Origin of the sequence: Mycobacterium gordonae, from assembly GCF_001417955.2 — a bacterium.
GTDB lineage: Bacteria > Actinomycetota > Actinomycetes > Mycobacteriales > Mycobacteriaceae > Mycobacterium > Mycobacterium gordonae_B.
This window is the reverse complement of the sequence record NZ_LKTM01000338.1, coordinates 1-15,133: the sequence shown is the minus strand read 5'-3', so window position 1 is coordinate 15,133 and position 15,133 is coordinate 1. Positions and strand designations below refer to the sequence as shown.

At 70.6% G+C, this 15,133-nt stretch carries 12 protein-coding genes and 1 pseudogene; all 13 read right to left on the bottom strand.

Annotated features, from left to right (window positions below):
- Positions 1-5: 5 nt before the first annotated feature.
- Positions 6-674: a cell division protein SepF gene (locus tag AO501_RS23285; RefSeq protein WP_055579969.1), complete on the bottom strand. Its 669-nt coding sequence runs from the start codon at positions 672-674 to the stop codon at positions 6-8.
- A 64-nt stretch (positions 675-738) separates the two neighbouring features.
- A complete protein-coding gene (locus tag AO501_RS23280; RefSeq protein ID WP_055579968.1) occupies positions 739-1,509 on the bottom strand; it encodes a YggS family pyridoxal phosphate-dependent enzyme in 771 nt (256 codons plus the stop codon).
- Positions 1,506-2,222 carry a peptidoglycan editing factor PgeF gene (gene pgeF, locus AO501_RS23275; RefSeq protein WP_055579967.1) on the bottom strand — a complete coding sequence of 239 codons (717 nt, stop codon included), beginning with the start codon at positions 2,220-2,222 and terminating at the stop codon, positions 1,506-1,508. Before pgeF ends, AO501_RS23280 begins: the two co-directional genes overlap by 4 nt.
- 100 nt (positions 2,223-2,322) lie before the next feature.
- The gene (gene ftsZ / locus AO501_RS23270) at positions 2,323-3,462 is read right to left on the bottom strand and encodes a cell division protein FtsZ (protein WP_055579976.1); all 1,140 of its coding nucleotides are present in this window, start codon (positions 3,460-3,462) and stop codon (positions 2,323-2,325) included.
- Between the two features lie 279 nt (positions 3,463-3,741).
- Positions 3,742-4,683 (bottom strand): cell division protein FtsQ/DivIB, encoded by a 942-nt coding sequence (locus AO501_RS23265; RefSeq protein WP_082658795.1) that lies wholly within the window; start codon positions 4,681-4,683, stop codon positions 3,742-3,744.
- On the bottom strand, positions 4,680-6,134 hold the full coding sequence (gene murC / locus AO501_RS23260) for a UDP-N-acetylmuramate--L-alanine ligase (protein ID WP_055579966.1): 1,455 nt from the start codon (positions 6,132-6,134) through the stop codon (positions 4,680-4,682). The genes AO501_RS23265 and murC overlap by 4 nt, the downstream gene beginning before the upstream one ends.
- The gene (gene murG, locus AO501_RS23255; RefSeq protein WP_055579965.1) at positions 6,131-7,309 is read right to left on the bottom strand and encodes an undecaprenyldiphospho-muramoylpentapeptide beta-N-acetylglucosaminyltransferase; all 1,179 of its coding nucleotides are present in this window, start codon (positions 7,307-7,309) and stop codon (positions 6,131-6,133) included. The genes murC and murG overlap by 4 nt, the downstream gene beginning before the upstream one ends.
- On the bottom strand, positions 7,306-8,865 hold the full coding sequence (ftsW, locus tag AO501_RS23250) for a putative lipid II flippase FtsW (protein ID WP_055579964.1): 1,560 nt from the start codon (positions 8,863-8,865) through the stop codon (positions 7,306-7,308). Before ftsW ends, murG begins: the two co-directional genes overlap by 4 nt.
- A 5-nt stretch (positions 8,866-8,870) precedes the next feature.
- Entirely contained in the window at positions 8,871-10,316 is a 1,446-nt protein-coding gene (gene murD / locus AO501_RS23245; RefSeq protein WP_055579963.1) for a UDP-N-acetylmuramoyl-L-alanine--D-glutamate ligase, read from the bottom strand.
- A gap of 1 nt (position 10,317) precedes the next feature.
- Positions 10,318-11,397 (bottom strand): phospho-N-acetylmuramoyl-pentapeptide-transferase, encoded by a 1,080-nt coding sequence (gene mraY / locus AO501_RS23240; protein ID WP_055579962.1) that lies wholly within the window; start codon positions 11,395-11,397, stop codon positions 10,318-10,320.
- The gene (locus AO501_RS23235; protein ID WP_055579961.1) at positions 11,394-12,890 is read right to left on the bottom strand and encodes a UDP-N-acetylmuramoyl-tripeptide--D-alanyl-D-alanine ligase; all 1,497 of its coding nucleotides are present in this window, start codon (positions 12,888-12,890) and stop codon (positions 11,394-11,396) included. The genes mraY and AO501_RS23235 overlap by 4 nt, the downstream gene beginning before the upstream one ends.
- Entirely contained in the window at positions 12,887-14,458 is a 1,572-nt protein-coding gene (locus tag AO501_RS23230) for a UDP-N-acetylmuramoyl-L-alanyl-D-glutamate--2,6-diaminopimelate ligase (RefSeq protein ID WP_156452747.1), read from the bottom strand. The genes AO501_RS23235 and AO501_RS23230 overlap by 4 nt, the downstream gene beginning before the upstream one ends.
- A gap of 83 nt (positions 14,459-14,541) precedes the next feature.
- Positions 14,542-15,133, bottom strand: a pseudogene (locus tag AO501_RS38410) (PE family protein); the annotation flags it as partial.

Sequence of the window (15,133 nt, the reverse complement as noted above, 5' to 3'; positions counted from 1 at the left end):
TTCGCCTATTGGTAAGCGTAGAAACCGGTTTCGGCGATGCGGCGACGCTCCTCCGGGGAGACGTCGACGTCGGCGGGCGACAGCAGGAACACCTTGGTCGCCACCTTGTCGAACGACCCGCGCAACGCGAAGGCCAGGCCGGCGGCGAAGTCGACCAGTCGCTTGGCGTCGGCGTTGTCCATCGACACCAGGTCCATGATGACCGGGGTGCCGTCGCGGAACCGCTCGCCGATGGTGCGTGCCTCGCTGTAGTCCTTGGGCCGCAGCGTGGTGATCTTCGACAGCGGGTGGCCGTCCTCGAACATCATCGCCATGCGGCGCGGGTCCATCGCCAGAGCGCCACGGGTGGAGCCGCGCAGCCACGAGCCCAGACGCGGCCGGGCCATGTCCGGCCGGTCGAACTCGCGCGGCTGGAAGCGCGGCTCCTCGGGGTAGCCGCCGCGGTAGCTGCTCGGCGGCGGATAGTCGGCGGGCATCTCGGGACGCAGGTCGCCCCGCGGGTCCCGGCGCGGCTCGTCGTATTCGCGATCGCGCCCTTCGTAACGGCCGTATTCGTCGTCGAATCGGGGCCGCGAATAACCCCGGGACGGCGTGCGGTCGTCGTAATACTCGTCGTCGTAATCCTCCATCGGAGCCATACCGAAGTAGGCCTTGACCTTGTGGAGAGTGCTCATCGTGCGACCCCTTCTAGCCTGGGATATTTGTTGTTTGTGATGAAGGTGTGACTCGAGTGACTATTCACGGTGACCGTAACCGCCGTTCACCCAGAAGCGCGGTACCGACACGCACACACGTCGATCCATGTTTGACGGCAATCTCGAGGTCGCCCGACATGCCGGCCGATAACCCCGTCGCATTGGGGAACGCCTGGCGCACCCGGCAGTGCTCGGATTGCAGCCGGTCAAAGGCCTGTTCGGGGTCCCAGTCCAGCGGCGGAACACCCATCAAACCGACCAATTCGAGACTGTCGGCGCCCTCCACCTGTTCGCAGATCCGATCCAGCGCGCCGGACTCGGCGATATCGACCCCGCCGCGCGACACGTCGCCGTCCAGACTGACCTGAACGTAGACCCGCAGCGGCGTGCTGCGGCGCTGTTCGGCCAGGGCGCCGGCCACCGCCCGCTCCAGCGCGGTCACCAGCTGACCGCTGTCCACCGAGTGGGCGGTGTGCGCCCAGCGCGCCAATGCCTTGGCCTTCTTGCGTTGGATCTGGCCCACCATGTGCCACTGCATCTGCCGGGATTCCCCTGATGCGCCCAGCAACCGCGCCACCTCGGCCACCTTCGCCGACGCCTCCTGCTCCCGCGACTCGCCCACGGCCCGCACTCCGAGTCGGGCCAGAATCGCCACGTCGGAGGCCGGGAAGAATTTGGTGATCGGGAGCAGTTCGATCTCACCGACGTTGCGCCCGGCCGCCTCCGCGGCCGCCGCCAGCCGGGAGCGCACCGACGCCAACGCGCGGGTCAATTCCGACTGGCGCTCGCCCTGGGCGGCATCCGTGTCGGTCATCGCGGTGCTTCCATCCACACCAGGGACGCCAGTCGACCCGTCGGCGCGTCGCGCCGATGACTGAACAGGGCGGGGTCGGCCGCGGTGCAGCGCGGGTCGACCTCGATGGAGGTCACCCCCAGCCGACGGAGCTGGCCGGCAATGCCGACTCGCAGATCCAGGCCCGCGGTACCCGCGGGGGTGGTGGTGCGGCTGCCGGGTAACACGGCTTCGACCTCGGCGGCCATCGCCTCGGGCACCTCGTAGTTGCGACCGCTGACCGCGGGGCCCAGCAGCGCCGAGATATCGCCGATCTGCGCCCCCAACTCCAGCATCGCCTCCACCGTGCGGAGCACCACGCCGTGCTGCGCGCCGACGCGGCCGGCGTGCACCGCGCCGACGACACCGGCCCGCGCGTCGGCGAGCAACACCGGCACACAATCCGCCGTCACCACGGCCAACGCCAATCCTGTTGTCGCCGTGACTATTCCGTCGGTGTCATGGAGGGCTTCGCGCCGCGGACCGGCCACCGTCTCGACGTGGGTGCCGTGCACCTGGTTCATCCACAACACCCGGTCGCCGGGTAGGCCGATGGCTTTGGCCAGCCGGGACCGGTTGGCCCGCACGGCAACCGGGTCGTCACCGACATGGTCGCCGAGGTTGAAAGTGTCGAACGGCGGTTTCGAAACGCCGCCCGCCCGAGTCGTGGTGACCCGACGGATCCGAACGCTCACGTCCCCAGTATCTGGATGTTGTCGCCTGTCAGGCTGCATCGACGTCGGGCCACCATGTTTCGAGGCCGGTTTGTCGCGCAGTGGCAAGCAAACTGAGACCTCAGCGGCGCATGAAGGGCGGCACATCGACGTCGTCGTCGTCACCACCGATGCTCAGGGTCGCCCCGTTGGTGTGCAGCGGGACACTGACCGCGTCGACCGGTTCGAACAGCGTCGAGGTGAGCTTGCCCGCCTTGGCTGTCTCGATGCGGTGGGCGCCACCGGCTTCGTTGCTGCTGACGGCTTTGCGGCCGGGGCCGGCGTCGAAGCCGGCCGCGATCACGGTGACGCGCACCTCGTCGCCGAGCGAGTCGTCGATCACGGTGCCGAAGATGATGTTGGCGTCCTGGTGGGCGGCGTCCTGCACGAGCGAGGCGGCCTCGTTGATCTCGAACAGGCCAAGGTCGCTGCCCCCGGCGATCGACATCAGCACGCCCTGGGCGCCTTCCATCGAGGCTTCCAGCAGCGGTGAGTTGATCGCGATCTCCGCGGCCTTGAGCGAGCGTCCCTCGCCGCGGGCCGAGCCGATGCCCATCAGGGCGGTGCCGGCGCCGGACATGATGCCCTTGACGTCGGCGAAGTCGACGTTGATCAGGCCCGGTGTAGTGATCAGGTCGGTGATGCCCTGGACACCGTTGAGCAGCACCTCGTCGGCGCTGCGGAAGGCGTCCATCAGCGACACCGCCGCGTCGCCCATCTGCAGCAGGCGGTCGTTGGGAATCACGATCAAGGTGTCGCAGCTCTCCCGCAGCTGTCCGATGCCGTTTTCGGCCTGGTTGCTGCGCCGTTTGCCCTCGAACGAGAAGGGCCGCGTGACGACGCCGACGGTCAGCGCGCCGAGCTTGCGGGCGATGCTGGCGACGACGGGCGCGCCACCGGTACCGGTGCCACCGCCCTCCCCGGCGGTGACGAACACCATGTCGGCGCCGCGCAGCAGTTCCTCGATCTCCTCCTTGGCGTCTTCGGCGGCCTTCTTGCCGACCTCCGGGTCGGCACCGGCGCCCAGGCCCCGGGTCGAGTCGCGGCCGACGTCGAGCTTGACGTCGGCATCGCTCATCAGCAACGCCTGCGCGTCGGTGTTGATGGCGATGAACTCCACACCTTTGAGGCCTTGCTCGATCATTCGGTTGACGGCGTTGACGCCGCCACCACCGATGCCCACGACCTTGATGACGGCCAGGTAGTTGTGTGGGGGGGTCATCATTCGTCTTCCTCCCTGATGGGCTTTCAGTTCCCCGGTAATGCGTGGGTATGCCTGCGGTGTGTCTCCTTGCAAAACCCTCAACCTCAACCATAGAGTTAGAGTTATGTCAAGTAGTTCCGCGTAACCAGAACCGTATGGGTACGACGGGCACTAGCCGTGCAGGCGCGCCGACGCGCGGCACGCATTTTTCTCTTTCGCCGAGTGTGACGCTGGCTTCACGGTCGCCGTCGAATGTGAGGCCAGCTTCACGGTCGGCGGGATAGGGCGTCAGGCCAGCTATTTGACTGTCGGCAGGTCCGGGCTGGACACGTCGTAGGTGCGGCCGGGCTGGGTCAGCAGTGCCGCCAGCTTCTCGGCCTTCTCCGCCGCCCGGTCAGTGGTCCCCCAGATCACCACCCGGCCGTCGGTCAGCGTCAGGGTGATCGACGACACCGAGGGCGCCGCGATCCGGCCCACCTCCCCGGCGACCTCGGGCCGCAGCGTGCTCAGCACCTTCAACGCGGCCAGCGTGGCGGGGTCGGTGGGACCCGGGTTGTCCACGTCGATGTAGGGCACCGCGGGCGGCGGCGGGTCGGTCGCGAAGTCGACGCCGTCGCGGTCGAACAGGTGCGGCCCGTCCGGAAAGTCCTTCACCACCACCGGGATCCGCTCGACGATCGTGATGCGCAGCGCCGACGGGTACTGCCGCTGCACCCGAGCGCTGGCCACCCGCCGGATCGCGGCGACCCGGTCGGCGACCTGGTTGGTGTTGATCTGCAGCAGCGGCGTTCCGACCCGCACCTGCGCGGCGTCGAGCACCTCCTCCCGGGTGACGACCCCGGTGCCGGTGACCACGATGTTGCGGGCCGACATCGCCGGGGTGAAATAGAGGATCAGGCCGAGCCCGACCCCCACCACCACCAGCAGCACCGTCGCCAGGAGCATCTTCAAGCCCCGAACGACGCCGCGCGCAACAGGTTTGGGCTCGGGGAGCACCGCCCCCTTGGCGCGCCGCTTGGCGTCGCGGCGGGCCTCCTCGATCGCGGTGGCCCGGGCCTGCGCGGCCCGGCGCTCGGCGCGTTCCCGCCGGGCACGCCGACGGGGCCCCTCGAAGTCCTCTTCTTCTTCGGCTTCCTGGGCCGGCTCTTCGGTCGAGATCGGTTCCGTGACCGTGGTGTCGGCGGAGTCGGGACCTTCACCCGCCAGGTCGGCGGGCCGACTTTCGTCGGGTTCGCTCACTGCGGCACCCCGCGGCCGGGCGCGCTGCGATTGGCCCGCAGCCGCAGCGCGGTGACGATCTCGGGTCCCAGCAGCGTCACGTCACCGGCGCCCATGGTGACGATGACGTCGCCGGGTGCCGCGGCGGCGGCCACCTCCTCGGCCACCGCCGAGAAGTCCGGGAGGTAGTGCACCGGGACGCTGACATGTTCGGCGACCGTGGCGCCGCTGATGCCGGCCAGTGGTTGTTCGCGCGCGCCGTAGACGTCGAGCACGAAGACTTCGTCGGCGCCATCCAGCGCTGCCCCGAATTCCTGCGCGAATGCCTTTGTGCGCGAATACAAGTGGGGCTGGAAGACGACCAGCGAACGGCCGCTGCCGCTCTGCTGGACGACGGAACGCACGGCCGCCAGGGTGGCGCCGATCTCGGTCGGGTGGTGGGCGTAGTCGTCGAACACCCGCACCGCATTGGCGGTGCCGACCAGTTCGAAGCGTCGCCGCACTCCTTCGAAGCCGGCCAGCCCGTCGAGCACCTCGTCGACGGGCGCGCCGATCTCGACCGCCGCGAGCAGCGCGGCCAGCGCGTTGAGCGCCATGTGGCGTCCCGGCACCGACAGCCGCATCACCCGCTGCTGAGGCTCTCCCGCCAGCTGGATATGGGCGACGGCCTCGGTGCCGTGTTGCTCCCAGGACAGCAAGCGGGCGGCGAGCGACCCGTCTCCCGACCCGTAGCGCAGCACCCGGATGCCCAGTTCGGCCGTGCGCCGCGCCAGCGCGGCCGCACCCGGGTCGTCGGTGCACGCCACCAGCGCTCCGCCGGGCGCCAGCCGCTCGACGAAGGAGTCGAACACCCCGACATAGGCCTCGGTGCTGCCGTAGAAATCCAGGTGGTCGGACTCGATGTTGGTGACGACCGCGACGTTGGGCGTGTATTCGAGCAGCGTGCCGTCGCTCTCGTCGGCTTCGGCGACGAAGAGGTCGCCGCTGCCGTGGTGGGCGTTGGTGCCGGCCTCACCCAGTTCGCCGCCGACCGCGAAGGACGGGTCGCGTCCGCAGTGCTGCAGCGCGACGATCAGCATCGACGTCGTGGTCGTCTTGCCGTGTGTGCCGGTGACCATCAGGGTGGTGCGCCCGGCCATCAGCTTGGCCAGCACCACCGGCCGCAACACCACCGGGATGCCCCGGCGCCGGGCCTCGACGAGCTCCGGATTGGTCTTGGGGATGGCGGCGTGGGTGGTGATGACGGCGGTGACCCCGCCGGGCAGCAGGTCCAGCGACGACGCGTCGTGGCCGATGCGGATCAGCGCCCCGCGCGCCCTCAAGGCGTGCACGCCGCGCGACTCCTTGGCGTCGGATCCCGACACCATCCCGCCGCGGTCCAGCAGGATGCGTGCGATGCCTGACATGCCGGCGCCACCGATGCCGACCATGTGCACGCGCTGCAGCTCCGGCGGCAACTGTTCGGCGGTCACCGGCGCGCTCCCCGCATCTGCCGGGCGACGTCCAGCGCCGCCCGGGCCACCTGCTCGGCGGCGTCGCGGTGTCCTACCAGGGTGGCCGCCGCCGTCATCGCCGCCAGCCGCGGCGGGTCGTTGAGCAACCCGGACACTTCGCGGGCCACCAGTTCCGGTGTCAAGGCGGCGTCGGCGACGATCATGCCGCCCCCGGCGTTGACCACCGGCAGCGCATTGAGCCGCTGCTCACCGTTGCCGATCGGCAGCGGCACGTAGATGGCGGGCAGCCCGACGGCCGAGACCTCGGCCACCGTCATGGCGCCGGAGCGGCAGATCACCATGTCGGCGGCGGAGTAGGCCAGGTCCATCCGGTCGAGATACGGCACCGCCACGTACGGCGGGTCACCGGGGTCCGGCGTGCGGAGTTCGAGGGTGTTCTTGGGTCCGTGCGCGTGCAGGACTGACACGCCGGCGGCGGCCAGGTCGGCGGCCGCGCCGGAGACGGCCCGGTTCAGCGACACCGCACCCTGGGACCCGCCGAACACCAGCAGGACGCGGGCGTCGTCGGCGAAGCCGAAGTGGGCCCGTGCCTGTGCGCGCAGGCCGGCGCGGTCCAGCGTGGTGATCGCCGCCCGGATCGGCACGCCAACCACCTCGGCGCGCCGCAGCCCCGAATCGGGCACCGCGGACAGAATCCGGTCGGCGGTGCGGGCGCCCACCCGGTTGGCCAGCCCGGCGCGGGCATTGGCCTCGTGGATCACCACCGGGATACGGCGGCGCCCCGGCCTGCCGCGCGAAGCCAGGTAGGCCGGCAGCGCGACGTACCCGCCGAAGCCGATGACGACGTCGGCGGCGACCTTGTCGAGCACCGCGCGGGTTTCCCGGACGGCGCGCCAGACCCGCGGTGGCAGCCTGGCCAGGTCGCCGCTGGGTTTGCGGGGCAGCGGCACCGGGGTGATCAGCTCCAGCTGGTAACCGCGCTCAGGTACCAGCCGGGTCTCCAGGCCGCGCGCCGTGCCCAGCGCGGTGATCCTGATCCCGGGGTCCAGGGCGGTCAGCGCGTCGGCCACGGCCATCGCGGGCTCCACATGGCCGGCGGTCCCGCCGCCGGCCAGCACGACCGAGAACGCACCACCGGCGGGCAGGGGACTGTCCCCTCGCCCGCCGGCCGACTCCGTGACCTTGTCGTTCACCCGTAACGCTGACCTTCCAATGCACCTACGCGCCGTGTCTGGCGACGGCCGGCGTACTGCTGGCCAGATCTATGATGCCTGTCCCGCCCGTGGCCGCTTCCCGCAGACCGCCGACTGGTGCGCGGCTGCGACTTCTGCGGCGGTCCGGCGGCGCGGCGGGCGGCCGGCGCCTTGGGTGCCTGCTGCGGCCGCTTCCTGTCCCGGAACGACTCGATCCGGCTGGGCACGTAGGGCTCCGGCAGCGGCAGCCGCAGCAGCCGGTTCACCTTGTCATCGCGCCCGGCGCGCAGCGCGGCCACCGCCTCGGGTTCGTGCCGGGCCGCGTTCGCCATGATTCCGATCATGAAAAGCGTTGCCGCCGTGGATGTTCCGCCAGCCGAAATCAGTGGCAGCTGCAGACCGGTGACGGGCAGCAGGCCGATCACATAGCCGATGTTGATGAATGCCTGGCCGAGCACCCAAAGCGTCGTGGTAGCGGTGAGCAGCCGCAGGAACGGGTCGGCGGACCGGCGCGCGATGCGCATGCCCGTGTAGGCGAACAGTCCGAACAACCCCAGCAGGCCCACCGCTCCGATGAGGCCCAGCTCCTCGCCGATGATGGCGAAGATGAAGTCGTTGTGGGCGTTGGGCAGGTAGTTCCACTTGGCCACACCCTGCCCCAGGCCGTCGCCGAAGATGCCGCCGTGGGCCAGCGCGTACTTGGCCTGCCGGGCCTGATAGCCGGTGTCCATCGGGTCGTCTTCGGGATCCAGCCACGACCGCACCCGGTCGGAGCGGTAGCCGGCGGACATCGCCAGCACCGCGCCGGCGGCGAACACCGCGCCGAGCGAGCTGACGAACACCCGTAGCGGCAGGCCGGCGTACCACAGCAGGCCCAGCAGGATGATGCCGAGCGAGACCGTCTGGCCGAGGTCGGGCTGGGCCACGATCAGCCCCAGCGCGATGAGCGCGGCCGGCACCAGGGGAATCAGCATTTCGCGCAGCGAAGCCCGCTCCAGGCGCCGGGCCGCCAGCAGGTGGGCACCCCAGATCGCGAACGCGATCTTGGCCAGCTCGGACGGCTGCATGGAGAAACCCGCGATGACGAACCATTTGCGGGACCCGTTGGCCAGGTTGCCGATACCCGGAATGAGCACCAGGACCAGCAGGATGATGGTGATCGCGTAACTGGTGAACGCGATGCGCCGGATGAAACGCACCGACATCCGCAACCCGGCATAGCAGGCGACAAGCCCGACGACCGTCCACAGCACCTGCTTGGCGAAGATCGTCCAGGCCGAGCCGTCGTTGTCGTAGGAGTGCACGCCGGACGCGGACAGCACCATGATCAGGCCCAGCGACGTCAGCAGCGCGGTGACGGCGACGATGAGGTGGAACGATGTCATGGGCCGACCCAGCCAGGCACCGAATGCGGTGCGTGGCCCGCCCGCCTCGGCCTTGGCGGTCTTCTCGCCGGGGACGGCAGCGTCAGCCTGGTCGGCCTCGTCCGTCACCTCTGCGGCGGCCGACGTCTCCCCCTTGTCCCGGCGGAAGAGCCGGGTCACTGCGATACCCACACCGCCTACCGGACCGCGGCGCGAACGGCGGCCGCGAAGGCGTCGCCGCGTGCGGCGTAGCCGGTGAACTGGTCGAACGATGCGCCGGCCGGCGCCAGCAGCACCGTGTCTCCGGGTTTCGCCAGGTCACGGGCCGCGGATACGGCCGCGGCCATCACGCGGGCGCCGATATCCTCGTTATTAACTTGTGTCACATCAGCAACAGAAACCACACCAGTCGCATGCATCTCAACATCCTCGCCTGTAACAACCTGTACGACGGGGACATCGGGCGCGTGTCGTGATAACGCCTCGGCAACCTCGGCGCGATCCCGCCCGAAAAGGACCGCCCCGACCAGGTGGGACGCGATACGGGCCAGTTCGGCGTCCAGAGACGCGCCCTTGAGCAGACCACCGGCCAGCCACACGACCCGGGGATAGGCCAGCACCGACGCCTGGGCGGCGTGCGGGTTGGTGGCTTTCGAGTCGTCGACGTAGGTGATGCCGTCGGCGACCGTCACCACTTCACAGCGGTGCCGGCCCAGCCGGAATCCCGCGATGGCGGCGGCGATCGCCTCGGGTGTCACGTCGACCGCGCGCGCCAGGGCGGCGGCTGCCAGCGTGTTGAGCACTCCCACCGGGCCCGGCACCGGAATCGAGGTGACCGGCAGCAGCGGCAGATCCTCGGCGAAGGCACGGTCGACCAGCTGCCCGTCACGCACGCCGAGCTCGCCGGGCGCGGGTTCACCGAGCCGGAAGCCCACCCGGACTGCTGCCGGGGCGCTGTCGCGCAGCGCCGCCGCCCGGCTGTCGTCCAGTCCGACGACGGCGACCCGGCCGGTCAGCACCCGGGCCTTGGCGGCGGTGTAGTCGGCCATGGTGTGGTGCCAGTCCAGGTGGTCTTCGGCGATGTTGAGCACCACGCCCGCCTCCGGCCGCAGCGAGGGCGCCCAGTACAGCTGGAAGCTGGACAGCTCGACGGCCAGCACGTCCGACGGCTGGTCCAGCACGTCGAGCACCGGGTCGCCGATGTTCCCGCACAATTTGCTGCGCAGTCCCCCGGCGGTCAGCATGTCGTGCAGCATCGAGGTGGTGGTCGTCTTGCCATTGGTGCCGGTCACCACCAGCCACCGCCGTGGCGGCCCGAAATTGCCGGCCGCATCCAGGCGCCAGGCCAACTCCACATCACCCCAGATAGGCACCCCGGCCGCGGCGGCCGCCGCCAGCACCGGGGTGCTCGGCTGGAATCCGGGGCTGGTGACCACCAGCGCGTACCGGTCGATCTGCTCAATGGCGGTCGCGGGGTCGGCGGTCGCGACGCCCGCCGCGGCGTGCGGGGCCAGCATCGCCGGGTCGTCGTCGCACAGCGTGGGCACGGCCCCGAACCGGGTCAGCGTGGCCAGCACCGCGCGGCCGGTCACCCGGGCGCCGGCGATCAGGACGGGCGCACCCGGCGCCAGGGGATCCAGCACGTCAGGCACCGATCGTGGACAGCCACTCGCCGTAGAACAGGGCGACGCCCAGGCCGCAGCTGATCGCGGTGAGCAGCCAGAACCGGATGATCACCGTGGTTTCCGCCCAGCCGCCCAGCTCGAAATGGTGGTGGAAGGGCGCCATCCGGAACACCCGGCGCCCGGTGGTCCGGAAGGCGAGGATCTGCAGCACGACCGAGGTGACTTCGGCGACGAACAGCGCCCCCAGCACGACGGCGAGAATCTCGGTGCGGCTGGTCACCGACAACCCGGCGATGATGCCGCCCAGAGCCAGCGACCCGGTGTCGCCCATGAAGATCTTGGCCGGCGCGGCATTCCACCACAGAAAACCGATGCAAGCGCCCGCGGTGGCGGCCGCGATCAGCGCCAGGTCCAGCGGATCGCGCACGTTGTAGCAGCCCAGGCCGGGCGCGGTGACGCAGGCGTTGCGGTACTGCCAGAAGGTGATCAGCACGTAGGCGCCGGTGACCATCGCCATGCAACCGGCGGCCAGGCCGTCCAGCCCGTCGGTGAAGTTCACCGCGTTCGACCAGGCACTGACCACTATCACGCAGAACAACACGAACAGCCCGGGGGCAAAGGTGACCGTGGCGATCTCGCGCACGTAGGACAGATCCGCGCTGCCCGGCGTCAGGCCGGCGTTGTTGCGGAACTGCAGCACCAGCACGGCGAACAGCACGGCGGCGGTGATCTGCCCGACCGTCTTGGCCGTCTTATTCAGGCCCAGGTTGCGCGACCGGCGGATCTTGATCAGGTCGTCGATGAAACCGACGCCGCCCAGTGCGGTGGCCAGGCCCAGCACACACAGGCCCGACGCCGAGATCCCTTCACCGTCGAAGGCCAGCCCGAACAAGTGCGTGCCGAGATAGCCGGCCCAGATGCCGGCCAGAATCGCCACCCCGCCCATCGAGGGCGTACCCCGCTTGGTCTGGTGGCTGGGTGGGCCGTCCTCGCGGATCTGGTGACCGAACCCCTGCCGGGTGAACAGCCGGATCAGCGCCGGAGTAAGCAGGATGGACACGGTCACCGCGATGGCGACGGCGATCAGGATCTGTCTCACGGGCGTGCGCCCTCGGCGGTCAGTGCGTCGGCCAGCGCCCCGAGCCCGACCGAGTTGGACGCCTTGACCAGCACCACGTCTCCAGGCTGCAGCTCGGCGCGCAGCAGGGCCAGAGCGTCGTCGGCGTCATCCACCATGACGGCTTCCTCCCCCCACGAGCCCTCCATCACCGCACCCTGGTGCATGGCGCTCATCGACCTCCCGGTTCCCACGACAACGAGTCGAGACACATCTAATCGCACCGCGAGCCGGCCGATGCGGTCGTGCTCGGTTATTGCATCCTCGCCGAGTTCGGCCATCTCACCCAGCACCGCCCAGCTGCGTCGCGGATGAGTCTCACCGTGGGCGATCCAGGCCAGCGCCTGCAGACCCGCCCGCATCGACTCGGGGTTGGCGTTGTAGGCGTCGTCGATGACGGTCACGCCGTCGGCACGGGTGCTCACCTGCATGCGATGGCGCGACACCGGGCCGGCCGCGGCGAGCGCTGCCGCGATCTGTTCCACGCTCGCGCCGCACTCCAGTGCGACCGCGGCCGCGCACAGCGCGTTGCTGACCTGGTGCTCGCCGTAGACGCCGAGCCGAACCTCGGCCTGTTCGGCGCCCGCGTGCAACGTGAACTGGGGCCTGGCCAGCTCGTCGAGTGTCACCGGCCCGGCCCACACGTCCGCGGTCTTGGAGCCGCCGTCGCGACTCACCCGGACGACCCGGGCCGCGGTCACGTCGGCCATCGCCACCACCAGCGGGTCGTCCGCGTTCAGGATGACCACACCGGATGACGGAACTGATTGCGGCAGCTCGGATTTGGTCTGGGCGATGATCTCCCGGGAGCCGAACTCGCCCAGATGCGCGGTGCCGACATTGAGCACCACGCCGATCGACGGGGTCGCGATATCGGCCAGCGCGGCGATATTGCCGGGGTGGCGGGCCGACATCTCCAGAATCAGGAAATCGGTGTCCCGCGTTGCCCGCAACACCGTCCAGGGATGACCCAGTTCGTTGTTGAACGAGCCCGGTGGTGCGACCACCTCACCCAACGGCCGCAGCACCGCGGCCACCAGGTCCTTGGTCGACGTCTTGCCCGACGAGCCGGTGATCCCGATGATCCTCAGGCCACCGGCCGTCAACTCGGCGGCCACCGCGGCGGCCAGCCTGGCCAGCGCCGCCAGCACGGCCGCGCCCGAGCCGTCGGCGTCGTGCTCGAGTACGGAGGCCCGATCGTCGACGGCGGTCTCCGGCCGTACGACGATCGCGGGTACGCCGACCGGCCGGGCGGCCAGCACCGCCACGGCGCCGGCGGCCACGGCGGATGCGGCGTGGTCGTGCCCGTCGGAGCGGGCACCGGGCAGGGCCAGGAACAGGCCGCCCGGGCCGACGGCGCGGGAGTCGAATTCCACCGTCCCGGTGACGCGGGTGGTCGCGGCCACTTCCGGGCTGATGTCGGTCAGGGTGCCGCCGACGATGTCGGCGATCTGGGCCACGGTCAGGTCGATCACGGCCGGCCTCCCTGGGCCTCGAGAGCCGCCGCGAGTTCCACCCGGTCGTCGAACGGGCGCACCTCGTCGGCGCTGCGCTGGCCGGTCTCGTGGCCTTTGCCGGCGACCAGCACCACGTCTCCGGGGCGGGCCCAGCCGACGGCGTAACGGATCGCCTCGCGCCGGTCGGCGATCTCGGCCAGCTCCGCTTGTGAACGGGCTTCTTTTGCGCCCGCGAGGATTTCGCGGCGGATGGCGGCCGGATCTTCACTGCGGGGATTGTCGTCGGTGACGACGACGAGGTCGGCGAGTTCGGCGGCCACCGCACCCATCGGCGCCCGCTTGCCCGGGTCCCGGTCGCCACCGGCGCCGAAGACCACCGCCAAGCGACGGTCCGGCCGCACCAGGGTGGTCAGCACCGCGCGCAACGCACCCGGTTTGTGTGCGTAGTCGACCAGCGCGAGGAAGTCCTGTCCCCGGTCGATCTGCTCGAGCCGCCCCGGGACCCGGGTTTCCCGCAGACCCGGTGCGGCCTGCGCCGGCGAAACCCCGACCGCATCCAGAAGTGCCAGCGCCACAAGGCAATTCGCGATGTTGTAGTGGCCCGGTAGATTGATGCCGATGCGGAGCTCGGCGCCGGAGGGATCGACGGCGGTGAATTCCTGGCCGGCCGGACCGCAGGGCGTGACGTCGCGGGCGCGCCAGTGTGCGGGCTCCCCGGTGACACTGACGGTGATCGCATCACCCGCCCGCCCCGCCATCGCACGACCGGCCTCGTCGTCGACGCACACCACGACCCGGCGGGCACGCAACGCCGAGGTGGGGTCGAACAACAGCGCCTTGGCCTCGAAGTAGTCGGCCATGGTCGGGTGGAAGTCGAGGTGGTCGCGCGAAAGATTGGTGAAACCGCCGACGGCGAACTCGGTCCCATCCACCCGCCCCAGTGCCAGCGCATGGCTGGACACCTCCATCACGACGGTGTCGACGCCGCGTTCGGCCATGGCGGCGAACAGTGCCTGCAACGCCGGGGCCTCCGGCGTCGTGAGCGCGCTGGGGATGTCCGCGCCGTCGATGCGGATGCCGATGGTGCCGACCAGGCCCGCCACCCGTCCGGCGGCCCGCAGACCCGCTTCGACCAGGTATGTCGTGGTGGTCTTGCCGGAGGTGCCGGTGATTCCGATGACGGTGACCCGGTCCGACGGGCGGCCGTACACGGTCGCGGCCAGTCCTCCGAGCACGCTGCGCGGTGCCGGGTGAACCAGGACCGGCACTGCCGCCGCGTGCGGACCCATCTCGGTGACCCCGTCGGCATCGGTGAGCACCGCGACCGCTCCGCGCCCGATAGCGTCGCCGGCATGCCGGGCGCCGTGCGTGGTCGATCCCGGCAGCGCGGCGAACAGGTCGCCGGGCTGGACGTCCTGGCCGCGCAGCGTCACGCCCGTCACCGTCACATCGGGTCCGGGGGGCGGTGGCGCGCCGATCTGCGCGGCCAGCGTGGACAGCGCAACGCCGGCGACGACGTGCGGGCGCAGCCCAGCGGGCGTCGACTCCGCCACGGGCAGCACCTCCGTCCGAGCGCAGATGGTCAGGGATCGCCATGATCGGCCCTGACACCCTATCGAGAGGCACCCGGTCACCGCGTAGAGCCGCGCCCGCGCGGAGCGCTACGGAACTATGACGATCCGTTCTGGCCGGGCTTGCCGAGAATCAGCCCGCCGCTGCCGCCGGCGCCGCTCGCGCCGCCGTTGACACCGTTGCCGCCGTCACCGCCGTTGCCGAAGAAGGTCTGGGCAAAGGAGCCCTGGGTGAATGCCCCGACGTTGCCGCCCGCGCCACCGTCGGCAGCGCCACTGCCGAATCCGGCGTTGCCGCCGTTTCCGCCGAAGCCAACAGTAAACAGGCCGCCGGCGTCGCCGCCATCACCGCCGTTACCGCTCTGCCCAACGCTGCCGCCTCCCGCGCCCCCGGTGCCGCCGACAGCAAGGCCCGCGACATTGGCGCCCTGGCCGCCAGCACCGCCCACACCACCCACACCGTTGTTGCTGAATCCGCCCGCACCGCCGGCACCTCCGACGCCCAGGCCCAGGATCGCCGCGCCGGTACCGCCGCCACCGCCTGCACCCCCTGGCCCGGCCGGATCCACCGCGCCGCCGATTCCGCCGGCACCTCCGACGCCTGCGCCCAGGACCACGGCGCCGGTGCCGCCCATACCGGCCGCACCGCCACCGGCAGAGCCAGATCCACCCGCTCCACCGACCCCCCCC